The following is a 24,132-nucleotide window of genomic DNA, read 5'->3' as shown; positions in this document are numbered from 1 at the left end:
TTATACTAAAAAAACTCTCGTTACTCTTTTCCAAAGATATCTCCATTGTTTACCATTGTCCTCCGCACTTTTCCCGCTTACCGGTACATCTTGATTTTATCAACGGTTTCGGACAAGCGAATGTTTTCTGCTGTCCGGATACGATAAAAAACAAAAATAAGTCTAAGTAATGGGAAATACGGAAATATTCAAATAATAGAATCAAAAAGACGGAATTGGGACTACGGCTGAAGATAAATCCCTGTTGTTGAAGTGTTTTTGAGCGGAATGCGTAGTTTTGTGTAATACTTAACCTTCTTCCTATGTCAATCAATGCAATGCCTGCACTGCCATAGCCCCGATGTTCCCACCGTTTCGGGCTTTTTATGAAGGCAGAGTAAGCATTTCGTTTCTCAATGCAGCCTACTGTTCCACACATAATCTACTAAAATATATGTTCTGATTCGGCTGCAAAGATACAAATATCAATTAACATAAATGCAATAAAAAACCATAAATAACTGACGAAAGCAATAAAAAAGCAAGAATAAAAATCGAAAAGAAATATTTTACTCATTTTATTAATAAATATGAATACTTACATTCTTAAATACATGAAGAAGTCTACCAATAAATCCGACATCAATTGACATAACAAAAGCGGATAACTGAAAAATTATCCGCTTTTAGTTTCTTCGTTTCAAAAGAAAGATATATATTTGCAACGCTTTTTCAGAAAAGCACCCCGCGCTTGCAGAAAAAACAGTTGCCGAAATGGCTCAGTTGGTAGAGCAATTCATTCGTAATGAATAGGTCCCGGGTTCGAGTCCCGGTTTCGGCTCATCAAAAAAGCACTGATTATCAATAATTTAATCAGTGCTTTTTCTTTCCTAAAACGCTGAATGAATAAATAAAACTATATTTCTACAAATATATTTGCTTAACATACCCTTTAGATTGAAAACTGTTTCCTTGTCCATTATTGCAAGACATAGCTGTTTCTCTCCGGAATGCTTGATAAGAAAGCAAGTCAGAGAACCAACAAGCTCTTCTTCGACGCGACTCATGGTATAGCCTTTTGTCCTGCTTTTACCCTTCTCTTCCTTAATTAATCTCTTCTTTGTATTTTATCACCGCCCTATAATGCAGTTTATGTGCCAATGCTATAAACTCATCATTTAATCTTTGAGGTATACACGACTCACCGGTAATATTATCTGTGCCATCACAATAAATACTGACCCGCCCCACCAGATACATGAAGTGCTTTACGTCTATATCCTCACTACCCAGCGTTCTGACAAAAAAATCACTTGAGTAGTACTCAGGGTCTTCCATTCCTTCCATATTTTCCTTTCTATATTATATGTAACAAAGGTCGGGATTTAATTGGAATAAACAAATAAAATCTCCGATACTATTTCCCTTTATCAGAAAATTGTATCGGAGATTCACCAAAGCACTCCATTAAAAATAATGCAGAATTTACTTCACTATAAAGCCTCTTTTATCCAAATAAGCCTTAAAACGGCGAAGGTATTCTTCATCGGGACCGGCAAAAAAAGAAACGCCCGAAGCTCCATTACCATAGGCTTCATCCAATGCTTTCTCAAAATCATCTTTGATGTCGCCAAACATTAACCCTGCATATACCTTTGCCCGACCATTGACGGTTTGCACGCTTTCCTGCACCGAACGACCGATCCATTCTGCTCCTTCGTAATAGAACTTATTATAAATCATCGGGAAATAAGCATCCAACGACCAGTTGCCCCAATCCTGACGAACCATCTTCCGTGCCATGGACGGTCCCGGGAATACGGCTGCCGAAATAAACTTATGGTCGGCTTTTACAGCTTTCGTTATGGCTTCTACCACATGAGTGACCGCATCCAAACGGAAGTTTATCCAGCTCTGATTCTCCATCGGATATTTCAGTTCCAAAGGATCTTGCCCTGTTTTCGCCTTGAACAGCGCCCGACAAGTATCACAATAGCAGTAGTCGTATTCGGGCAATTCTTCTTTCTGTTCGATGCCATAGTTTTTCCACAAGCTGACCGGCAGCACGACATCCGGCATACGGACGTAATCCAAATGAACTCCGTCCACATAGGGTTTATGAGCCTCTTTCACGTAATCTTCTGCCAAATAGGGAGCCACTCCCGAATGATTGGGGCAAAGGAAACGATAATAATCCACATAAGCAGGCTTATCGTGACTCGACTCTCCCTTGCGGTTGACAGCATACCAGTCAGGATGCTTGTCCAGCAGTTCCGCACGGTTCATCGTCCACTTCCAATAGTGGGCTTCCAAGCCGGCTTCCTTGCACATGCGGTAAATGTTTTCATCATAACCTTCAAAAAGCACACCCGAAATACCACATTCTTTCAACAGTTTGAACCACTGCTGCCAGTCTGCCGCCGAACGACCTTTAGGAAAGCCTGTCCATACCCAGTTCTTCACTTCGCGCGGAGCTATTTTCTCTATATGGAAACGTCCTTCATTATTAATGACATAACGCACTCCCTCTGCCGGATTCGATATAGCGATGCGATATGTGTTCCGGGTAGCCTCCACTGTGATTTCCGCACCGGCAGGAAGGTCTTTCAGCTCCTTTTCCGTAAGAAAGAAACTGTCTTTGGTGCGCAGATAGTTATGCTCCTTTCCGTAATATTCCTGTTGGGCATAGAACATGGCCCACAGCAACTTATACATGGGTTGGTTGTAAGGATAGACAAACTCCGTCTTGTCCGTTCCCACCCGAGAATCGGAAAAGTAAAGATACCCCCAACGGTCGGGCATGTGCATGTCTATTTTGCCGGTAGCACTCCACACCCAGTTTTCTTCAGGTCCGTTCGGCTTCAGCCACTGCACGCGCGAGAAATTGATACGCCACGTATTTCCCGCCTTCAGGGGATTATTGAAATTCATGGTCAATGCCTGATGAGGAATGGCCATTTCCACACTCCAATATTTGTCCTTATCCTTTGGCTTATTCAATGTTCCCTCGCAATGAACAGCCATCTGCATCCCCGGACAGTCCCACTGCACCATGAAGTTACCACCGGAGCGATAAGGTTTGTCCAACATCAAGTCGAATATCACGCCACGGGCATTGGTCTCGATTTCAAAGTAATTATGTCCGTCACTATCCGGGTCAATAAACACCTCGAAGTCATTATCATAGTAAATAATGGTATCGCGCCGGGTCAGACGCGCCTTTATATCTTCTTCTTCAAGAACGGCACCAATATACAGATAATCGTCATCCCAAAGCATTTTGGCCGTTGTCTCATATTTGGGAGCGGGGAATCCCTCTCCGCTGATGTCGACAAAAGGAGCGGTAGCTTCCGCCTTCTGCCAAGAGCTTTCGTTCAACTTACCGTCCATCTTCAGTTTGCCATCCGCACGATAGCAAACATACGTGCGGGGAGTTGTCAGGAAACGTTCATATTTCTCATACAGGCTCTGGGCTCCGGCAGGGAGACAAGACAGCAACAGCAGGAGCGGATAAAAGTATTTCATTCTTTTCATTATTGTTCCAAGGCTTCAGATTAATTACTTTCAATCACACGCCCCACGCCTCTGTACAGTTTGACAGGACCGTCCAAAAGAACTGCCAATACCGTGATTTGGCTGTCCAGCACTTGTTCGGGCACATTGATATACAGATTGCCGGGCACATCACTCCAGTAGTTTTTATTATGCACTTTATAACTGAGCATGGCTCCGTTGCCCACCACCCACACACGGTTCACTTTATTGACCAAGCCTTTCACTTCCACCACTCCGTTCGGTTTGTAAGGCAGATACAGATAAAGAATATCTCCTGCTTTGTTCAGCGTCGTGTAGCCTTGGAAATGTTCGGCCGGAATACCCGCACGGGTATCATAAACCGCTTCTTTATGCTTCTTTGTCCAGCGGCCGAATTCTTTCAGTACAGCCACCTGCTCTTCGGGAATGGTCCCGTCTTCTTTCGGACCGATATCCAGCAAGAGATTGCCTCCGTTGCTCAGGCAATCGACAAACGTACGAAGCAAGATGTAAGGTGATTTATAGTTGCTGTCGGTATGCTGATATCCCCATGAGTCGTTCATGGTCATACAAAGTTCCCAATATTTGTCTTCCGGACGAACCACCGGCACACCTTGTTCGGGAGTGGCATAATCACCGTATCCCTGAATGCGGGAGTTGATAATCACATTCTTATTGTCCGAACGAAGCAAATCCACAATACCTTTTGAATTCCAAGCTTCGGCACTCTGCTCCCAGTCGCCGTCAAACCAATAAAGGTCGGGCTTCCATGTCTTGTTCAGCTCAGCCAACTGACCGAAATTGAATTTATTGAACTTTGCCCAACGTGCAGGGTCGTCCTTATAACGTACCTCGGTGCGCGTCTTGTTAGGATAATCGGGATGCGACCAATCCAGCAAGGAATAATAAAAGCCGAGATGCAAGCCCTGCTTACGCACCTCTTTCACAAACGGTGCTATCAGGTCACGTCCGGCAGGAGTGCTCTTTACGGTGCTCAAGTCTCCCACTTTGGTATCCCACAAAGCCACACCGTCATGATGCTTGGTCGTGATAACCGTGTACTTCGCTCCACTCTCCTTTATCAAATCCACCCATGCCTTCGGGTCGTATTGGGAAGCAGTGAATCCGCCCGCCTGATTCATATACTCATCGTATGGCAGGTAATTATTAAAGAACGACCAGCTTTCGGAAACTCCTTTGACGGCATAGATTCCCCAATGAATGAAAATACCCAGCTTTGCCTGTGAAAACCATTCCATACGTTTGTCTTTCTGTTCGGATGTTTCTTGCTGAACAGCTGCCTCCTGCGCACGCAATGGAGACAATGCCAGGAGCAGACCAAGAAACGGCAGTGATAATCGATAATTTTTCATATACATACTAGTTTTAATTAATATCGGTTAGCAGGATAGTTAGTATAATCTGTAACTTTCTGAACAAAGATAACGCATTTTGCCCTTTCAGGCTTAAAGTTTACAGACTTTTTCTTTTAAATTCCTATCTTTGCAGTGCTATAATCAAAACTTATGAGAACAAAAAAGAAAAAACAATCTTCCAACAAGACATTGCCTCTGCTCATTATCGCAGTACTGATAGGACTGATGGCCTACAAATACCGGCTGTTGGACGAAAAGTTCTTAAAAGGTCTGCCCGATATCATTCCTACGGAGCAAACCTCTGCCCTTCCGTCCTCCGCCCCGGCCGATGCTTTGGAAATTCCGGTCATGCAATCGCGCACCGGAGGCCAGCTTATCAAGAGAAAAGGATATACGCTGTCATACAATGCCGACTATAAGACACCGCAATGGGTAGCCTGGGAACTCACCGGGAAGGAAACAAAAGGGAAAGAAGAAAGAACAAACAAATTTTTGCCCGACCCCGATGTGCGCGGAGCGAAAGCATATAGCAACGATTATACCAAATCCGGCTACGACCGCGGGCACATGGCACCGGCCGCCGACATGAAATGGAGCAAGCAAGCGATGGCGGAATCTTTCTACATGAGCAATATCTGTCCGCAAAACCCCAACCTGAACCGCGGAGACTGGAACGACCTGGAAGAGAAATCGCGCCAATGGGCTAAAAAGTATGGAGCGGTCTACATCGCTTGCGGACCTGTATATGACCACGGCAAACCCAAAAGAATAGGAAACAATAAAGTCGCCGTTCCCGATGCTTTCTACAAAGTAATCCTCATCAACGACTCAAAGACCCCGCAAGCCATCGGCTTTCTGTTCCCCAACAAAGCGGGACATAAGCCATTGAAAAAGTACATTGTCACGGTAGACAGCGTGGAGAAAAGAACAGGCATTGACTTTTTTCCTGCATTGCCGGATGAGGTAGAAAACAGGATTGAAGCGGAACCGGCAAAAAAGCTTCCTTAAATAAATACGTCTGTTCCACCCGGGGAGGCATTGCCACCTCCCCATCTTAGTATAAAGACAATGCAACCTTTGAGTGGTAATAAAATATGCCGGCAAAAAGCTATTTGTTCTTTCAGCCGGCATTCATACTTATTTTTAGGATATCAAATAATATCAGTTATTGTTTGGCATCATAAATGCTTTTTATTTCAGCTGCCGAAAGACGGCGAGTGTCATAAACGCGGAAATTGTCCACTGCCATGTTGGTTCCATTCAAGGTATTGCTATTAGACAGTTTTATACTGCCTCCCATTATGAACTTGGTTCCTGAACCATAGCTGTTACCTGACGATTCGGCTTCACTGAAAGGATTAGCGTCTTCTGTTACGACATCTACAAGCTGACCGTCCACATAAAGGTTAGTTGTAATAGTGGCATACGTTGTTTTATTGAAGTCCGAAGTCAGTGCCACGTGATGCCATTTCCCATCTGTAAGCGTGGGATGCATAAATGTACCAGATTTTGCATATTGATAACCATTATTATAAAGTGTAACAATAAATTTCAAGGCACCTTCCTTCATACTAAGTGTAAACATCGGTCCGTTTTGATGAGAAGACACCATATAGAAGATGTTGCCATCGCCGAAATCTTTACCCCAAAAACTGATGGTCATGTCGCGGGAGTCGATAATAGGCTTAGCTACTACGAACGAACTATTGTTGGTGCGGTTAAACTTCACTGCTTTAGAACCTGCCGCAACGCCTTCGACAAAGGTCGGGGAGTTGGAACCGAAGCCGTGAATGGCATTCTCTGTAGCATCGTTAAAGTCATCGTCGAACTTGTAATAAACGTACATACCTTCGGGAATGACTATACCGTCTGTAATGCTACCTTTCACGGCAGTTACCGCCACTTTTTCTTCTTGTACACCGTCAGAAACCGTAATAGTGGCATTCAGTGTTTGTGGCATAATAGAGCGGTTCAGTTTCACCGTTACTTCCGATGAACCTTGTGCCGGCACTTTGCCGGAAGTTGTGGAAACGGAAAGGCATTCATCAGACACATTCGTGATGCTCCAACTCAGTTCCGCGTTGCCCGTATTGCCGATGTTCAGTACCAGTTCAGCCAGCTCTTCGCCAAAATCCAGTTTTTTCGGAGAGATGGAGAGTGTAGCCTTTGCCTTGACTGCCTTCAGGGTGACAGGCTCTTCTTTCGTTCCGTCCGAAACGATGAAAGAGGTGTTCAAGTCACCGGTCATCTTACTTCTATCCAGCTTCACCTGCACCACCTTTTTGCCGGCAGGGGCTACTGTACCTTCACTTTCGGAGACGGTGATGCAGTCTGAAGTGATACCTTTAATCTTCCAGTCAAGGTTAACCTCGCCTGTATTCTTTATCTCTAATGTCTGCTCCTGTGCAGTATCTCCGAAGTCCAGCGTTGTGGGAGACACGCTCATTTCGGTTTTTTTTTCGCCTTTAGGCGAGCAAGAGACAGAGATGGGGAACGAATTGCCGAAAGCGGAGAGATTCACCACCACGGATTTTGTTTCCCCCAACTTGTCACGATTGACAGAGAAAACGATGCTCTGTGTCTTGTTGCTGCCGATTCGTCCGGCTTTCGGATTGGCAGACAGCCAGCTGTTGCTACCTAATTCCAGTGTCCACTCCGTTTCCGTATTTCCGTTGTTAGTGACGGTGACCGACATTTCTTCCTGGGTAGTTCCAAAGTTCAGAGAAGAGGGGGTTATCGTAATTTCCGCATCCTTCTTTTCAGGTGTAAGGTGTATGTCTCCAGAGGTAGCCTGCCCCGCCAACACATTTACCGATTTGGTATTCGTTGTGTATCCCGCTTTCTGTGCCTGCACCTGATACTGCTGTGCTTCGAGTCCAAGGAATTCGTATGTGCCGTCACTGCCCGTAGTGCGTGCCAGTCCGCCGGGCGTCAACGTGATGGTCCTTAAATCCGCAACTCCATTCCCGAAGTGCTACCTACAAGAGAAATGGACTTTTGATTCGTAAGACAGCCATTAAGTCCTCGCGTCCGTTTCAATGCGCATACTATCCCCTTACCCCATAAAGCGACTTGAGGCAATACGCAATCAGTGGCCATCAAGTGACGTAAATCATCCGGAAGAAGTTTTGAAGGCTTCTGCATATGCATGGTTGTCGGTGTAGATGTTCAGCACACATTGCCTTGCGGTCTTAATCCACTTGGCAGGTACTGAAATGAATTTGAAGACAAACGTCTTGATACGGCTGGTTTCCTTGAGCCCGAACTTCTTCACTTCAATCCTTTGCATGATGGCCTTGTAAAAATTGCGTATCAGTGCCGTCAGGAGCAGGAACACGGTATTTTCCGCCATGAAGGATTTAGGCAGTCTGCCCCATCCAAACCCATTGTTCATGTCATCAAAGATGCGTTCCTTGCCTCCACGCATGTTATAGAACTCCACGATGTCGCTCATGGATGATTCGTAATCGTTGGTCAGGATGCAGCGGTATGTATATTCCCCCTCCCACAGGTCAAGTCCACTGCCCATGCGTCTCTGTCTCTGGATTATCAGGCGATACGGTTTGCCTTTCCACTTCTCAACGAGAATGGAGTTCAACTCAAACACAATGCCGTTTATTTCTTCCCTCTTCCACCCCCTGAGCGCGAAGATGTCATCATAGAGCGAGCAGCAGCGGTTGGCACGTATGTAGAATGTCCTGCAATGCTTCCTGACCTCATCCACAATGTCTTCAGAGCATGAGCCGCAGTCGGCCCTGAAGCGGTTGACTGCCATTTTCTTTTCTTCAAGTCTCCCCAAAATCCTCTTTAGCGTGTCACCCTGGTGAAAGCGTACATTGGTGTTGCCGTCGCTGTTCTCTATGCCGACAATCATGTCGCCGATAACGGCCACACCGGGCCTGTAACCAAGAAATTTCTTGTACGTGGGCTTTGCATCGTACTTCTCCGTCTCAATGAACTGGTGGTCAAAGTCAACGTCATACTCCCCGCCCTCTTTCAACTGCCCTGTGGCCAACAGGCAATTCAGGAGCAATGTGTTGAGTGTGTCTGCCGTATTGAAGTCATAGGACTTTCCGGCATCAGATGTGTATGAGATGTTTTCCCGGGCCAGTTCGTTTATTGCCCTGAGGATGGTGTCGGCGCTACAGGTGCGGAGTGTGGGGTGAAGGGAAAGATGACTCATTAAGTGGGCGGTGACATCCTCAACGCAAGAACCGCCGCAGAAGTAAACGCATAGGAGGGAGCGGATGATTTCGCTGTATTGATAACCATAGAGTTTGCATCTCAACCCAAGTGTTGAGTCAATTGTAGAGGAGAGAAGGGAGGTAAATTGCTCCATGATTGGAAATATGCCTCCAAAAGGAGTGAGTCTTTCGGATTTTATTGCTACATTTGCCATGCTTGTTACGGTTTTCTTTGTCTTTGGATTCGCAACACTAAGGTAAGTGAAAACGCTGACATGGCAAAAACCTGGGCAACAAAATGTTGCTCAGGAACTTATAAAAATAATTATCAATTATGTTGCGGAATTAAGGATGGTTACTCCTTGCAGCACTTCGCCGTTTTTGTTGTCAGTCACTTTTCCGTAGATGGAACCGGTAGTGTCTTCTTCACTACTGGTACATGCTCCTATGGCCAACAAAAGGAGCATTACTACTGTCTTTGCAATTAGTTTGTTCATCATTATTTCTGTTTTAATTGATATTGTTATTCCATTGCCGGGTATACTTTACCCTCGCTGTTTTTCTTATATATCCATTTGCGGTAGAGGGTAGGGGCATTGTCGTTTACCCATTCGTTGAGAGCGTCAACAAGATCTTTGTTATCCATCGTAATAATAGGGCAATTAGTAGAATGACGTGTATAATAACCACAATCTGTTTTCTCCCATCTTCCATTACTGCCTGTTGGATTTTCCGTACCGACATTATCGGAAGAAACACTATTCAAAGGTTGTTTGGTATCTGCATCCGTAACAATGCCCGAGAAACTGCCGTATAAATCTTCTTCTGAGCTGGTACAGTTCATCAATAATCCTATTGATAAAAAAAATACATCCCACTATGTACTGAGTCATCTTTTTCATAATTGAATGTTTTGAAAATAATAGTTATTCATTATTTTAGTTTGACAATCTCTATCGGCATCCCCACCAGCTGTGGCATTCCCATTCCCAAATCAGCACCGATGTACGTGGGGTCGCAAAGCAGATACTTCGCACCGTCCACGGTAATATAGTCACCCTTCGTATCCGGATTGCTAAAACGGACGGCCGTTGCCAGATGCCTGCCCGGATAATAGACAAAGACTACCGGCATTTTCAGCAGATGACGTACCAGCTGTGCAAACAAGATGGAGCGGTCTTCACAATCGGAATGAGAAGAAGCAATGATCTCTTCGGCAAAGAACCATTTTTCATAGCCGAACTGTTCTTCATCCGTTTTGTATTGAAACGCATATTGCACAAAGTGCAACAGATGATTGACGGCTGCTTCCTGTGTCATACTCTGGATGGCAGGAGCCAATTGCCGCTCCACGCTTTCCAAGAACTCAGGATCCGGGGCAGCTTGTCCGTAGACCGCAAAGCTGACACAAGGCAACGTGGCGTAAAAGTCCACTAAGTTCTTATTATATGCCAGGCAGTAATCGTTCCGGTGGTCATTCAGCGTCTTGGTGCGTACATCGGCAGTCAGACGCGGAGATTCCGGCAAGGAAACATCTACTGTCCTTCGGGCAATGGCATGATTCAGCGTATAGCATTTCACTGATGAAAGAGAGCGGTGCTTCCGGTCAATGACCGAGTAGCGAATACCTTGCTCCGTGGGGAATGTGAAGTAAAGTGCATTGTACGCCTCACAATTGAAGGCCATTAAAGGGAGCAACTCCTGCCCTATCCGTCCTATCTTGGCCTTGCACCCCAGCTGATTGAGTGTAAACACAGAAAATATCACCCGCTCGTTTTCACTGTCTTGCGGGCAGTAAGCCTTGAAAACATCTTCGATAAGCAAGTACAGCCCCCAACCGTTCAGTCTCAATAGGGATTTCAGTTTTCCGATATGGGTGGTCCACACCTCGTAGGGCATGACGGAGAGCGCATTCCAGTAAGAGGAAACGTGCGGTTCGTCTGCACCGGTCAGGCGGGGAAAGCGTGTTGTAATCTTAGGCAATGGGATGATAGTCCCGAAGAAAGAAGCCTCCACTTCCATTCCTTTACCGCCTTTGAAAGGATTTTGCGGCAGAGGAGGATTCTTACCCACATCCGGCAAAGGCAGAGGAACTGGTCTAGGAATTGGCGGAAGTCCGGTTTCCCCTCTTACCGGCTGCTTCATTGGGGTAGGACGCCGCTTGGAGGGGTCGAAAGTCTCGGGCGGAACAGGATGCCTGATGGGTTGTTCGGGCTTTATCAGGGGACAGTCCGGCCATGCCTCCGCCAAGTAGCGACCAAACTCTCGGTTGACAGAATCGGAATAGGTTTTGAAATCGGCTTCCTCCTTGTCCGAATAGGCTTTGAATGCAGCTTCTTGTTCAAGGGCATATCGTTCAAAGTCATTCTGCCCGCAGAGGTCGTTCCACACGGTGAGCAGCATTGCCAGCAGATAGAATCTTTTTTTCATAGCTATTGTTTTATACATTAACTTGATTTAGAAACGGAGTGCCAGAGCAATGCCTCCGCTTTGGGGCGATGCATAGGGAGCCATGCGCAATTGGGCATCTCCTAAGGCAATTCCTTTCTTCTTGCCTTTGGCGGCAATACCGTCTATCACGTTCCATACGTAGAGCACGGCGGCACCGGCAATGAATCCATTTCGCACGTTAGCACAATTGTCACGTTTGTCGGCATAGCTGCGGATTTTCCCGGCATCGTGCGTGGATTTTATCTTGGAGTCGTAGGAAGCACGCATACACTCCGTTGCTACGATTCCGCCTACACAGGCGGCTTCGCTTATGATAAAAAAAAGCCCCTTCCCCATACTGCCTTTGTGCAGCTGTGCCATGCCGGGCACAAAGACGCGGGCCGAGAAGGGATAACGTCCGGTGAGCTGGGCATTGTAGCCCTTCATCTTCTTGTTGAACGATGTATCTTTGAAGTTTGCGGTGTTCAGCGAATAGAAGTCATCCGGACCGTTCACGTTACGCTGCACTTGTATTAGAATGTATATCTTCACCCGGTTGGCGGACAAGACAATAGGTTCTGTAGAAGTTACGATACGTCTCTTCATACGGTTGAATTTTACTACGGCATTGATTCCGTTCATTGCCACGGCATTGATATCTTGTGCCGTAATGCCTACTACGCCCAGTTCATGCAAAGACTTCTGCAGAGCATCTGCCCAAGCCATGTTGGTGGCTTCTGTCTCTGTACGGCCTTCGCCTACGCCCCAGTTCACAAAGTAATTGGCTCCTACGGGTATTTGAGGCACTTGTTTTACCCAGAAGGGGCGAAGTTCTGTTACGGCTTGGGAAAAGGCATTCATGCCAATCAGCATGAGTGCCGTGAGGAATGCAAGTTTTTTCATTCTTCTTTATTAGTTATACAGTTAAATGATTTGAAAGCCGGAAGCGTATGTACGTCATTGGCTACCTGACACAATACATAAACTCGATAGCCGCGCCTGGTAACAAGCGATTCGGTGCATTGGCATACCTTGTTTATGGGGATTTTCACGTAACGAGAGGTCTCCATCAAGAGACTGTCACCTTGCAGTTTTTCCAGTTTCTTCACATCTACAGGAATTCCTATGGCAAAAGCACTCTCCATGATGGCCATGACAAAAGCTTTCCTCCCGGCCTCTTCCTCCGTCAGCCCTGTCCCTTGAGACACTCTGTAATAATAAGTATGTGTGCGTGCGGGAGGCGACAGTACCCAGTCGGGAAGCTGCTGGGCATAGCCGAAAAGGGTCTTGCTCAGCAGCAACAAAAAGAGCAGATAGCGTTTCATTATCCTGATACTATTTCATTGCATCCACTTCTTCCTTCTGCTTGGCTGCACTGGCTGCCAATTCCTTATCCATCTTCTCGAAGAATTTTTTCTTATCGTAGTCTACCTTGCGGACTTCCAACTCTTCGGCAAGCCCTTTCTTGGCATCTTCCAACAATACATGTACTGCTACATAGCCCACATACCCACCGGTAGCACTTTGCGTAAACTTGCGGCATACGGCATTAGCATATTTGTCTATCACTTTTGTACCTATGGCTTTAGCACCGCCTTCCAATGAACTTTCATACATTTTCTTGCTACTCGGAACATTGGTATCCTTACTGTAATCTTCTATCGCATTCTTTATCATGCCCACATAGCGAGATGCAATGTCGGCAATGGCTACGCGGTTGGCGTCGGTGATGGCTCTTGCGCGGTCGGGACGATCTTCAGCAATGCCAAGACCTGCCATATATTCGCCCGGTTTATCATAGGCATCATCAATACAAAATGTGGTAAGTTCTACTTCACCATTGGGCAATCTGGGGGTAGTAGGTGCAGAAACAGTTGTGTTTTGGGCAGGTACATATACCTTTTTCGTACAAGAAGTCATAAACATCGCCAAAGTGCAGGCACAGCATGCAATTGCAGAAATTAAGCCATTGTGTTTCATTTTTTCCGGGGTTTAAAGTCCACCCTTTTGTAGACTGTCTTATAAATGTGTTGAGAGCTTATAGACTCCCCGGATTCAGCAATACATAAAAAAAGCGTGGGAGTCTGTACTTCTGCTTATCCCACGTTCAGGCCTTCGCATTGCCCACCTTCAAGGATAAGCAACGCAGCTAGCCCACGCCAAGATGGATATACAGAACACCGCGCAGAGCACAATGTTTAGACACTACACCTTTAGTGGACGTTCCCCGTTGCCGTATCATCTTGAAGGTTTCAAAGTTGCGAAGTTTGAACGTAGACGATAACGTTTGGTAAACGCCTTTTTCTTAATATCAAGATCCCACCAAACCCCACTGGGCCAGCTGGATGTTGCAAAGATAATACAAATTTCTTTAAGGTATATGGTAAAAGCCTTTTTTTTGCATCCGTACCTCCTGTTTTTTAGGGAGTTTCCACAATCATACACAAGATTTCAGCTTAATAACCCAAACGAATCAATAGATATTTCATCCGACAGGCTGATACATTCTTCACAGCCGTCCGTTGTCTTCATTAATCATCGGCATTGACCTGATAAACCGTGCCACTGATTTATGAATTTCCGGCACCGATTAATAAATCAGTGGCAGAAATTCATAAATACATCAAGAGTCGACCGGCTTTATGTATGGAAGCCAATTGCTTTTCAAAGGTAAAGATGACAGAGTATCATCTGACGACCGGACTTTTTTCTATAAACTCTTACACAGAACTCACGTATATTTACCTATCTTTGCACCGAAAACAAATTGACAGCAATGGATAAAAAGAAACGTAATATTTTAGTAATAGTTATATTGATAATTATGCTTGCCGGAGCAGGAAGTGCCGGAACGGTTTACTATTATTTCTTCTCCCGACAGTTCAACTTATCAAAAACTGCTTATATCTATATTGACAGAGATGATAATTTGGATTCCATTTATAGCAAAATAGAGTCGACAGGACATCCTAAAACCATGTATGGCTTCAAATTCCAGGCAGAAAGAGGAAATTACGGAGAAAACATACGCACAGGACGGTATGCCATCCGTCCTGAAGACAATATGCGCTATCTTTATCGCCGCCTTTCGATGGGATATCAGACTCCGGTCAATCTCACCATCCCCAGCGTACGCACCTTGGACAGACTGGCACGCACTGTCGCCCGCCAGCTCATGATTGATTCTGTGGAAATAGCCCGATTACTTGCCGACAGCAGTTATTATACTCAAATGGGATATACCAAAGAGACCCTCCCTGCCCTTTTCATTCCCAATACATACGAAGTGTATTGGAACATGAGTGCTGACGCTTTTATGAAACGTATGCAGAAAGAGCATGCCGCCTTTTGGAACAAGGAAAGACGGGGCAAAGCAGCAAACATCGGTCTCTCGCCCGAAGAAGTGGCAACACTTGCCTCCATAGTGGAAGAAGAAACGGCCAACAACGCGGAAAAGCCGATGGTTGCCGGACTTTACATTAATCGCTTGAACAAGGGTATGTTGCTGCAAGCAGACCCCACCGTGAAGTTCGGGTTGCAGGAGTTCGGATTAAAACGTATCCTCAACAAGCATCTGGCTGTCGATTCTCCTTATAATACTTACAAATACGCCGGCCTCCCTCCCGGACCGATACGCATACCGTCTATTCAGGGATTGGAAAGTGTATTGAATTATACGCACCACAATTTCATTTATATGTGTGCCAAAGAGGACTTTTCGGGTACTCATAACTTTGCTGCTACCCTGTCACAGCACATGGCAAATGCCCGTCGATACCAACAGGAGCTTAATAAAAGAAGGATAAAATAAAAACCGCCCTACTTCTTTAAGAATCTTTTATATTGCCCTTTAGCACGTGTTGCCTTACCATATTGCACCGCGTGCAAAGGACAAATATGATAGCATCCCAAACATTGGGTGCAGTTATTGCCCCATTGGGGCTTATCGGTTACTTCTATATTATGTACCGGACAAACTTTCTCGCATTTTTTACAAGCAATGCAGGCATCCGTTGCATAAAAAGGTTTGGGAGACATTAAAAAGGTATTGAAAAGCGGTCTAAGTAGATATGTCTTGGTAAACGGCAACGCTCCTTCGTGGCAATTGAAATGTTTCATGTGTATCCTACCGGCCAGTTCGCCATTGATAAAGTCAAGACGTGCCATTGCATTCTGTACTTTCTGTTCCTCCACATCCTCGGCATCAACATCAAATCCCGGTAAGGAAACATAAGTATTGGGCATCGTAACAGAGTAGCCTGCCACGCAGTGCCATCCTTTTCTCCGAATAGCAGATGAAAAAACCTGGGCAGTACGCCCCGTATCATCTCCACAGGTGCAAACAAAAAAAAGATACTCCGGATTCTTCATCTTTAATTGACGGATAAAACGAAGCACTATTCCGGGAGGACCCCATGCATACACAGGGAAAACAAAGCCGACTTTCTCACCGTCTTTTAAGGCATACTCTTTATTTTTATTTATTTCTTCAGCAATGGCCAACAACTCTTCTTGCTGAGCTTTTGCAATTTGCCGGGCAACCCAAGCCGAATTTCCCGTACCGGAAAAATAAAATATCATAAGCGTTTACATTAATCTTTCAGACCATTTATTTTATAAAAAAGAAGCGATGCTAATCTTTTGAATTAGCATCGCCTTATAATGAAGCCGCACCAGTGATGCGATGAAACTCCGAATGACAGGTTTTGAGTGCTCTCTCCCTTTGTAATCCACCGGCATAAATGCTACCCGAAGGCGTGGCCCGCCATTGGAAGATGAAGCGTTGTCTCGGTTTTCAGATTAGTTTGATGAGTTTCCCAATCCAACTAATGCGGCTCGCTTTTCATCTCTTTCTGTATGACAAATATACAGCCTTTTTATGATATAACCAAGAGTAAGAAGAATTTTCTTTGTTAAAATTCATAAGGAATATAGTAACTATCTGTCATTCCGATTGATTGGCTATTCATCTCTATTTACCATAGTCGGGAACTGATTCTCCCTGTCACATATAAAAATAAAAAAAGAGCCACCTCTTATGAGATGACTCTTTAATTATAATATGTCTTGTAATAACAATCTTACCGACAGTTATATTTAAGCAGCTTTTGCTTTAGCAACAACAGCCTTAAATGCTTCCGGATGATTCATAGCTAAATCAGCCAACACTTTGCGGTTGATTTCAATACCTGCTTTATGCAATGCACCCATCAATTTAGAATAAGACATTCCTTCCAGACGAGCAGCAGCATTGATACGCTGAATCCACAAAGCACGGAAATTGCGTTTCTTGTTCTTACGGTCACGGTATGCGTAGGTCAAACCCTTTTCCCAAGTGTTTTTTGCTACTGTCCATACATTCTTTCTTGCACCAAAATAACCTTTGGTAAGACCTAAAATTTTCTTTCTTCTTGCTTTTGAAGCAACATGATTTACTGATCTTGGCATAGTTTTAATTCTTTTTGAATGTTAGCGCCCCTGTTTCACACAGCGAACTTAAAGCTAAAGACATTCGGTTAATACTTAAAATAATACGATTACGCTTTTTTCTTTAGATTACTTCATGCAAAGAAGTTCTTTCACCTGATCCAAGTTAGCATTAGCTACTAAGCCTGAATGTACAAGGTTTCTTTTTTGCTTTTTAGTTTTCTTAGTCAGAATGTGACTGTGAAAAGCGTGCTTTCTCTTGATTTTACCTGTTCCGGTAAGAGCGAATCTTTTTTTAGAACCGGAGTTAGTCTTGATCTTTGGCATCTTGTTTTAATTTTAAATAATTATTATTCAAATAAGGTGGTAACGCACTATACCGGCGCGTTACGCACTCTTTTTATTCTTGTGTTCCTTCCGCTTTCTTTGGAGCATCAGCTTTTTTTAGGAGAGCCTGCTTTCTTCGGAGCCAAAGAAATTGTCATTCTCTTACCTTCCAACAATGGCATCTGCTCTACCTTGGCATATTCTTCCAGGTCATTGGCAAAACGAAGTAATAACACTTCTCCCTGTTCCTTAAAAAGAATGGAACGACCTTTGAAGAATACGTAAGCTTTAACTTTATCTCCATCCTGCAGAAAACCGATGGCATGTTTCAACTTAAAGTTATAATCATGGTCATCTGTCTGAGGTCCGAAACGGATTTCTTTTACGTTTACTTTTACTTGTTTAGCCTTTTGTTCCTTTTGACGTTTCTTTAATTGATAAAGAAATTTAGAATAATCAATAATTCTACAAACCGGAGGAACAGCATTGGGTGAAATTTCAACTAAATCGGCTTCATGCTCTTCAGCCATCTTTAATGCCTGAGCTATCGGATATACTGCCGGTTCTACATCATCGCCCACTATGCGGACTTCTTTGGCACGAATCTGTTCATTGATTCTGTGTTGCCCTTTTAAACTGTCATTCTTCATTAAAAAACTATTAGTTCCTGTTTGTTTCTTCTTATTTAAATTAGTTATTTCTTTATCTTAACGCAAAAGTCCATACAAAAGTTTAATCATGTATTCTTTTGCAAACGGCTGCAAAGTTACCATTTATTTATCATATTAGAAACTTCTTCGGCAATATTTTTTCCGAATTCTTCAATTTTCATGGTTCCTTTATCGCCTTCGCCCTGTCTGCGAACCGAAACTTCACCGTTAGCCGCTTCTTTTTCACCTACAATCAGCAGGTAAGGAATGCGCTTCATTTCATTGTCACGAATTTTACGGCCAATCTTTTCGTTACGACCGTCCACAATAGCGCGGATATCGTATTTTCTCAACTCGGCTTTCACCTGCTCGGCATAGTCATTGAACTTATCCGCTATAGGCAGGATAACGACTTGTTCGGGAGTCAGCCACAAGGGGAATTTTCCGGCTGTATGCTCAATCAACACTGCTACAAAGCGTTCCATTGAACCGAAAGGTGCGCGGTGAATCATTACCGGACGATGCTTTTGGTTATCAGAGCCCATATATTCCAATTGGAAACGTTCCGGCAAGTTATAGTCTACCTGAATGGTACCCAACTGCCAACGGCGACCGATAGCATCTTTTACCATGAAGTCCAGCTTAGGTCCATAGAATGCGGCTTCACCATATTCTATCTTTGCAGTCAATCCCTTTTCCTCACAAGCTTCAATAATAGCCTGTTCAGCCTTTTCCCAATTCTCGTCACTACCGATATATTTTTCACGGTTCACTTTGTCACGCAAAGAAATCTGAGCTTCTACGTTTTCAAAGTTCATGGACTTGAACACAATATTGATGATGTCCATCACGCGGAGGAATTCCTCCTTCACCTGGTCGGGGCGGCAGAACAAGTGAGCATCATCTTGTGTAAAGCTGCGCACACGAGTCAACCCGTGCAACTCGCCGCTCTGTTCGTAACGGCATACGGTTCCGAATTCTGCAATACGCAAAGGCAAGTCCTTATAAGAACGCGGGGAGTTCTTGTATATCATACAGTGATGAGGACAGTTCATCGGTTTCAAGAAGTATTCTTCTCCTTCTTCCGGTGTATGGATAGGCTGGAATGAATCTTTACCATACTTGGCATAGTGACCGGAAGTGATATACAGATTCTTGTTTCCGATAGGCGGGCACATTACTTCCTGATAGTCGTAACGAGCCTGGATACGGCGCAAGAAATCCTGCAAACGGATGCGCAGTGCAGTACCTTTCGGCAACCACATGGGAAGTCCCTTACCTACCATATCCGTAAACATGAACAAATCCATTTCTTTACCTATCTTGCGATGGTCGCGTTTTTTGGCTTCTTCCAACATTGCCAGATATTCGTCCAGCATCTTTTTCTTTGGGAAAGTAATACCATAAATACGCGTCATTTGTTTGCGGTCTTCCTGCCCTCTCCAATAAGCACCGGCTACCGAAAGCAACTTAATAGCTTTGATAGGTGCAGTAGACACCAAGTGAGGACCACGGCAAAGGTCAGTAAACGCACCTTGTGTATAAGTAGTAATGTGACCATCTTCCAATTCGGAAATCAATTCACATTTATATGTCTCACCTCTTTCTCCAAATTTCTTCAAAGCGTCTTCTTTGGCAATACTTTCACGCACCAAAGTCTCTTTCTTTGCTGCCAGTTCAGCCATCTTTGCTTCGATAACGGGCAAATCCGAGTCCTTAATGGTAGCTTCTCCCGAATCTACATCATAATAGAAACCATTTTCGATAGCCGGACCGATACCAAACTGAATACCCGGATAAAGTTCTTGCAATGCTTCTGCCAGCAAGTGAGCACTTGTATGCCAAAAAGCATGTTTACCTTGTTCATCTTCCCATTTATAAAGAACAAAGTTTGCATCTTCATTGATAGGACGTGACAAGTCAATAGTCTCGCCATTCACACCGCAAGCCAAAACATCTTGCGCCAGGCGTGAACTGATACTTTCTGCAATCTGCAGACCTGTTACTCCTTCGTTGTATTCACGAACAGAGCCGTCGGGGAATGTTATCTTTATCATAATTATTACGTTTAATTCTTCCTTGAGGATGCAAAAATAACGAATTCTTTTTGACTTCCTCTCTTTTTTGCAAAAAAATGTTATTCTTTTCTCTCTGTGAAACGTTTAATAATATTGTACGCAGAGAATAAGCCTAACTCACCGGCTTTACTCAAATCTTGAATTCCTTGACGGTTATTACCCAAATAGATATGGGTTAATCCGCGATTATAATATGCTTCGGCAAATTTGGAATCCAGTTCTATCGCCTTGTCATAATCGACAATGGCAGCACGGTAATCTTTCAGTGACGAAAGCACATTGCCTCTGTTATAGTAAGCGTAGACAAAATCGGGAGCCAACTCTATCACTTTATCCAAATCGCGTTTCACCATTTCATAATCACCGGTCTTGGTCTTCTGTTCTTCCGCATTTTTGTCATTGTATTCTTTCGCCACCTTTTGATACTCCAGCTGTTTGAAACGAATCAAAGCACGGTTGAAGTAAGCCGGGAAGAATTTGCTTTCGCACATAACAGCCTGATTCAAATCCTCGATGGCATTGTCAAAGTCTTGCACAAGATAGAAGTCCAAAGAACGTGCAAAGCGCTTCGTCACATCATTCGGACTGGCTACAATAGCAGCCGACTGCTCATCGATGGATGCAAAATGTTTTTTCACTTGTTCTTCCGTCAATGGTGCTTCCTCATTCGTGATAAGCAAACGTTCAGGCAATACCTTGTTTGAGTTCAGCTCTTCTATATATTTATGATAGTTAACCTGACGCTTCACATCATTATGTTTTTCATAATAAGTAAGCACGAACATAGGTTGCGGAACAATGGTCACGTTCTTATCCTGTACACGTCCGCGATATTCACTTTTATACTTTTCTTCACCTTCTTCGTTATCGGCAACTACAATCTTTCGATAATTGTTCATATTTTTATCAGACTTCTTGCGTGTACGGTTTCCGCTCTCCGAATTATCCGCTGTCTGATTATTCTGACTTACACCGTTTTGTTTATCCAACTGAGCTTTGAGAACTTTAAACTCATCGGCATCAGCTCCTTTTATATCTCCCACCTTCTTGCGCGCCTGAGCTCTATACTGATAACCAATCACAAAGTTAGGATATTCATTTATCACCGTAGAATAATCCTTAATCGCCCCTTTATAATCCCCCGTCTGGTCACGAAGCAAACCGCGATTGAAGATAGCCATCATATTGTCAGGTTCCATATTGATAACAAAATCAAAGTCCTCGATGGCACGATTGTCATCACCTACCTGGGCACGTAGCAAGCCTCGGTTATAATGACCGATAAAGTTATTCGGATCTATTTCAAGAGCAATATCGTAATCACTCATTGCGCCCCTCAGGTTTTTCTGATGATAACGCGCCAAAGCACGATTGATATATACACCTGCATTACGTGTCGAAAGATGAATAGCATGGTCAAAATCGGCTTCGGCATCTTTATATTTCTGTTGCTGAAGTCTGAGAATCGCACGGCTCGCCCATGTATCCGGATCATAACGGTCTATCTCGATGGCATGCCCGAAATCCTTCTCGGCAGCAATCGTATCTTTTTGTTTCAAATCAACTTCCCCACGCATCAAATATGCCTTTGTGTAACGCGGAGAGATGGTGATTAATCGATCCAAGTCATTCTTTGCGCCCGAGTAATCTCCCTGCTTTATCTTACACAAAGCCATATTGTGCCATGCACCTATATTTTCGGGATCAAACTCCAGTGCTTTCATATAATCTTCAATGGCACCGGCATAGTTATCCTGACGGATACGTGCCAATCCCCGCACCTGATAAGCGCTGACTACAAACGGATTCCGTTCTATAGCTTCCGAGCAATCGCTTTCCGCACCTTGAAAGTCATCAAGGTTTATCTTAGCCAGCCCCCGATAAAAGTAAGGATCGGCCAAGTAAGGTTTCGCATTGACTACCTGATTAAAATACTGAATGGAAAGGACATAATCCTCAAAATAGAGAGCATTGCGTCCAATTGCCATTACACGGTCCGTATTAATCTGGGCAAAAGCCAGACCGGGACACATTATTAATATATATAGGTACAGAATCCGTTTTATCATCTTATTTCAAAGTTTTCACCTTATAAGAGCAACGTGCCTTGCCTTTCAGCATAGCGCCCAACTTGCCTTTTATCATCTGCTTACGCAGCGTAGAAAGGTGGTCGATAAACATCTTACCATCCAAATGGTCGAATTCATGTTGCATCACACGTGCCGGATAACCTTCCACCCACTCATCATGTTCTTTCAAATCTTCATCCAGATAAGTGACATGAATACGGTCCGGACGCTTTACTGCTTCATGGATACCGGGAAGACTCAAACATCCTTCCTCCATCGAAACTTCCTCTTCACCCACTTCTATGATATGCGGGTTGATGTATGCATGACGAAAACCTTTCAGTTCAGGATATTCATCCGACATTACATCAAGGTCTATCGTAACCACACGAATGGGAAGTCCCACTTGAGGAGCTGCAAGCCCCACTCCGTCTGCACGTCCCATTGTCTCAAACATATTTTCAATTAACTCTTTCAAATTAGGATAATCCGGTGTAATATCTTCCGCTTCTTTGCGCAATACCGGTTGTCCATAAACATAAATTGGTAATATCATTTCTCTTTTATTTTATATATTTCTTTGATTCCAAATAGGATTGTAAAATAATGGTAGCACTGATTTCATCAACCAAGGCTTTATTCTGTCTATCTTTTTTCTTGAGTCCGCCATCCAGCATGGCCTGATGCGCCAAAACAGAAGTGAACCGTTCATCAACCAGTTCGACAGGTATATTGGGAAGTTTTTTCTTTAACTGATTAATGAACGGAACAATGTTACGCATATTCTCAGATTCCTGATTATTCATTTGCTTGGGATGCCCTACAATAATTCTTTCTACCGGTTCACTCTCCACATACTTCAGAATAAAGTCCATTAACTGATGGGTGGGAACAGTAGTCAGGCCATTCGCAATAATCTGCAAAATGTCTGTAACCGCCACTCCCGTACGCTTTTTACCATAATCTATTGCTAATATTCTACTCATATTGAGCACAAAAATACAAATTTATTCCATACCTGTCTGATATATAAAGATAAATTATAGAAAAAGCCTTATCAATAGACCAGCTTCACATTATCTACCCAAAAAGTATTTCCGGGAGAACCTACATATGCTCCACCGTGACTTGAAGAGAACTGCAATAGCATGTGTGTAGGTTTTTCATCAGGTGAAGCCCATCCCGTTTCTTTAACAAGGACACTCTCCCCTTTACTGTTACGGGCATAACCAACCGATCTCAATCCCATAAACTCAGGATTATATCGAGGGTCTTGGGTTATATCACCATATAGAATCTCATAAGTAGCATCATTTTCCCATCCTTCAGAATCCTTGTCATACTTCACAACCATCGTCCCCACTCGTTTTGCTGTGATATTCCCTTGAGCATCCTCTGTACGCTTTTGAAGATAAAATACAGTAATAGCACAGTCCTGACCTTTCACTACTTCTTTTTTGCTAAAGCCCGTCAAACGGATACGATTTTTCTCACCGGACATTTTAACTTTATAATCATAACGAAGCGCTTTGGGCTTTTCTGTAAACGGTATGCCCCAATTCATGTTTTTCACCCCTTCTTTCGTACTCGTAATAGGCTCTTTCATATCACCCAAATAAATGGCTCCGGCAGCCAATACGGTTATATTGACCATGCCCAGCACTTTCATTCTTTCAATATGCGTCTCCAAGCGGGCACAATAGCCATGATAACGTTTTTCCTTATATACCGTGTTATTAGTTTTGACAATTCCCATCACCTTCGCCATCACATTGGATGTCCCCCAAGGAGACCCTCCCATATTTTCATAAGCCACATTGCCATCAACCTCCTGAGTCGGAGCTATCTCATAAAGAAGTCTGGTATTTCCACCTATAATCGATGACTCATGAATCTTACGTGTCACCCATTGTTCCATATCACCATATTTAATAGGAACTTCTCTTTCTTGAGAGAAACCATTAAACGGTATGACAGCCAGCAAAGCAAGCAATGACATTCTACTGTAATACTTCATATCCAACTAGTTTTTATTGTTGTTTTAGAATTAACAAAGTTATAAAAAAAAGCGGCAACTT

At 43.8% G+C, this 24,132-nt stretch carries 23 protein-coding genes and 1 tRNA gene; 3 read left to right on the top strand and 21 right to left on the bottom strand.

Annotated elements, in window-relative coordinates; all coding sequences use genetic code 11:
- Nucleotides 1-49: 49 nt before the first annotated feature.
- Nucleotides 50-418: a hypothetical protein gene (locus HMPREF1534_RS0118810; RefSeq protein WP_018452493.1), complete on the bottom strand. Its 369-nt coding sequence runs from the start codon at nucleotides 416-418 to the stop codon at nucleotides 50-52.
- Nucleotides 419-747: 329 nt separating this feature from the next.
- Here HMPREF1534_RS0118810 and HMPREF1534_RS15470 point away from each other — a divergent pair.
- Nucleotides 748-820: transfer RNA gene (locus HMPREF1534_RS15470), tRNA-Thr, on the top strand.
- Between the two features lie 263 nt (nucleotides 821-1,083).
- On the opposite strand, the gene HMPREF1534_RS15475 is transcribed toward HMPREF1534_RS15470, so the two are convergent.
- The 3 genes from HMPREF1534_RS15475 to HMPREF1534_RS15485 form a co-directional block, all read right to left on the bottom strand.
- Nucleotides 1,084-1,326: a hypothetical protein gene (locus tag HMPREF1534_RS15475; RefSeq protein ID WP_005937121.1), complete on the bottom strand. Its 243-nt coding sequence runs from the start codon at nucleotides 1,324-1,326 to the stop codon at nucleotides 1,084-1,086.
- A 138-nt stretch (nucleotides 1,327-1,464) separates the two neighbouring features.
- Complete coding sequence (locus HMPREF1534_RS15480; RefSeq protein WP_005937118.1) at nucleotides 1,465-3,504, bottom strand: sugar-binding protein; 2,040 nt, start codon at nucleotides 3,502-3,504, stop codon at nucleotides 1,465-1,467.
- Between the two features lie 29 nt (nucleotides 3,505-3,533).
- Nucleotides 3,534-4,886: an alpha-L-fucosidase gene (locus HMPREF1534_RS15485; RefSeq protein WP_005937116.1), complete on the bottom strand. Its 1,353-nt coding sequence runs from the start codon at nucleotides 4,884-4,886 to the stop codon at nucleotides 3,534-3,536.
- A 153-nt stretch (nucleotides 4,887-5,039) separates the two neighbouring features.
- Here HMPREF1534_RS15485 and HMPREF1534_RS15490 point away from each other — a divergent pair, with 153 nt between their 5' ends.
- Nucleotides 5,040-5,897 (top strand): DNA/RNA non-specific endonuclease, encoded by an 858-nt coding sequence (locus HMPREF1534_RS15490; RefSeq protein WP_005937114.1) that lies wholly within the window; start codon nucleotides 5,040-5,042, stop codon nucleotides 5,895-5,897.
- Between the two features lie 157 nt (nucleotides 5,898-6,054).
- Here HMPREF1534_RS15490 and HMPREF1534_RS15495 read toward each other — a convergent pair whose 3' ends face one another.
- The 8 genes from HMPREF1534_RS15495 to HMPREF1534_RS15525 all read right to left on the bottom strand — a co-directional run bounded on the left by HMPREF1534_RS15495 (nucleotide 6,055) and on the right by HMPREF1534_RS15525 (nucleotide 13,483).
- Nucleotides 6,055-7,824, bottom strand: coding sequence for a BACON domain-containing protein (locus tag HMPREF1534_RS15495; protein WP_005937112.1), 1,770 nt, complete (start codon nucleotides 7,822-7,824; stop codon nucleotides 6,055-6,057).
- 177 nt (nucleotides 7,825-8,001) lie between these two features.
- Complete coding sequence (locus tag HMPREF1534_RS15500; protein WP_005936349.1) at nucleotides 8,002-9,288, bottom strand: IS1380 family transposase; 1,287 nt, start codon at nucleotides 9,286-9,288, stop codon at nucleotides 8,002-8,004.
- A gap of 117 nt (nucleotides 9,289-9,405) precedes the next feature.
- On the bottom strand, nucleotides 9,406-9,573 hold the full coding sequence (locus HMPREF1534_RS20245; protein WP_154653388.1) for a hypothetical protein: 168 nt from the start codon (nucleotides 9,571-9,573) through the stop codon (nucleotides 9,406-9,408).
- Nucleotides 9,574-9,596: 23 nt separating this feature from the next.
- Entirely contained in the window at nucleotides 9,597-9,917 is a 321-nt protein-coding gene (locus HMPREF1534_RS15505) for a hypothetical protein (protein WP_005937110.1), read from the bottom strand.
- A gap of 89 nt (nucleotides 9,918-10,006) precedes the next feature.
- Nucleotides 10,007-11,503 carry a hypothetical protein gene (locus HMPREF1534_RS15510; protein WP_005937108.1) on the bottom strand — a complete coding sequence of 499 codons (1,497 nt, stop codon included), beginning with the start codon at nucleotides 11,501-11,503 and terminating at the stop codon, nucleotides 10,007-10,009.
- A gap of 27 nt (nucleotides 11,504-11,530) precedes the next feature.
- Nucleotides 11,531-12,406 carry a hypothetical protein gene (locus HMPREF1534_RS15515; protein ID WP_005937106.1) on the bottom strand — a complete coding sequence of 292 codons (876 nt, stop codon included), beginning with the start codon at nucleotides 12,404-12,406 and terminating at the stop codon, nucleotides 11,531-11,533.
- The gene (locus HMPREF1534_RS15520; RefSeq protein ID WP_005937103.1) at nucleotides 12,403-12,828 is read right to left on the bottom strand and encodes a hypothetical protein; all 426 of its coding nucleotides are present in this window, start codon (nucleotides 12,826-12,828) and stop codon (nucleotides 12,403-12,405) included. The genes HMPREF1534_RS15515 and HMPREF1534_RS15520 overlap by 4 nt, the downstream gene beginning before the upstream one ends.
- Nucleotides 12,829-12,838: 10 nt before the next feature.
- On the bottom strand, nucleotides 12,839-13,483 hold the full coding sequence (locus tag HMPREF1534_RS15525) for a hypothetical protein (RefSeq protein ID WP_005937100.1): 645 nt from the start codon (nucleotides 13,481-13,483) through the stop codon (nucleotides 12,839-12,841).
- 796 nt (nucleotides 13,484-14,279) lie between these two features.
- Here HMPREF1534_RS15525 and mltG point away from each other — a divergent pair.
- On the top strand, nucleotides 14,280-15,314 hold the full coding sequence (mltG, locus tag HMPREF1534_RS15530; protein WP_005937097.1) for an endolytic transglycosylase MltG: 1,035 nt from the start codon (nucleotides 14,280-14,282) through the stop codon (nucleotides 15,312-15,314).
- An 8-nt stretch (nucleotides 15,315-15,322) separates the two neighbouring features.
- Here the strand turns inward: mltG and HMPREF1534_RS15535 are convergent, their stop codons facing one another.
- The 9 genes from HMPREF1534_RS15535 to HMPREF1534_RS15575 all read right to left on the bottom strand — a co-directional run bounded on the left by HMPREF1534_RS15535 (nucleotide 15,323) and on the right by HMPREF1534_RS15575 (nucleotide 24,071).
- Nucleotides 15,323-16,084, bottom strand: a complete 762-nt coding sequence (locus HMPREF1534_RS15535) for an EFR1 family ferrodoxin (protein ID WP_005937094.1) — start codon at nucleotides 16,082-16,084, stop codon at nucleotides 15,323-15,325.
- A 516-nt stretch (nucleotides 16,085-16,600) separates the two neighbouring features.
- Nucleotides 16,601-16,951, bottom strand: a complete 351-nt coding sequence (gene rplT, locus HMPREF1534_RS15540) for a 50S ribosomal protein L20 (protein WP_005937092.1) — start codon at nucleotides 16,949-16,951, stop codon at nucleotides 16,601-16,603.
- Nucleotides 16,952-17,059: 108 nt separating this feature from the next.
- Complete coding sequence (rpmI, locus tag HMPREF1534_RS15545; RefSeq protein WP_005937090.1) at nucleotides 17,060-17,257, bottom strand: 50S ribosomal protein L35; 198 nt, start codon at nucleotides 17,255-17,257, stop codon at nucleotides 17,060-17,062.
- 107 nt (nucleotides 17,258-17,364) lie between these two features.
- A complete protein-coding gene (infC, locus tag HMPREF1534_RS15550) occupies nucleotides 17,365-17,907 on the bottom strand; it encodes a translation initiation factor IF-3 (RefSeq protein ID WP_005937088.1) in 543 nt (180 codons plus the stop codon).
- Between the two features lie 116 nt (nucleotides 17,908-18,023).
- Nucleotides 18,024-19,964: a threonine--tRNA ligase gene (gene thrS / locus HMPREF1534_RS15555; protein WP_005937086.1), complete on the bottom strand. Its 1,941-nt coding sequence runs from the start codon at nucleotides 19,962-19,964 to the stop codon at nucleotides 18,024-18,026.
- A gap of 80 nt (nucleotides 19,965-20,044) precedes the next feature.
- Complete coding sequence (locus HMPREF1534_RS15560; RefSeq protein WP_005937084.1) at nucleotides 20,045-22,054, bottom strand: tetratricopeptide repeat protein; 2,010 nt, start codon at nucleotides 22,052-22,054, stop codon at nucleotides 20,045-20,047.
- A gap of 1 nt (nucleotide 22,055) precedes the next feature.
- Complete coding sequence (gene def / locus HMPREF1534_RS15565; RefSeq protein ID WP_005937081.1) at nucleotides 22,056-22,610, bottom strand: peptide deformylase; 555 nt, start codon at nucleotides 22,608-22,610, stop codon at nucleotides 22,056-22,058.
- 7 nt (nucleotides 22,611-22,617) lie between these two features.
- A complete protein-coding gene (gene ruvX, locus HMPREF1534_RS15570) occupies nucleotides 22,618-23,040 on the bottom strand; it encodes a Holliday junction resolvase RuvX (RefSeq protein ID WP_018452252.1) in 423 nt (140 codons plus the stop codon).
- 71 nt (nucleotides 23,041-23,111) lie between these two features.
- The gene (locus HMPREF1534_RS15575; RefSeq protein ID WP_005937076.1) at nucleotides 23,112-24,071 is read right to left on the bottom strand and encodes a PCMD domain-containing protein; all 960 of its coding nucleotides are present in this window, start codon (nucleotides 24,069-24,071) and stop codon (nucleotides 23,112-23,114) included.
- Nucleotides 24,072-24,132: the final 61 nt, after the last annotated feature.

It is taken from the genome of Phocaeicola massiliensis B84634 = Timone 84634 = DSM 17679 = JCM 13223 (genome assembly GCF_000382445.1).
Taxonomy (GTDB): Bacteria; Bacteroidota; Bacteroidia; order Bacteroidales; family Bacteroidaceae; genus Phocaeicola; species Phocaeicola massiliensis.
The sequence above is the reverse complement of the archived record's forward strand: the minus strand, read 5'-3'. Positions and strand labels throughout refer to the sequence as shown.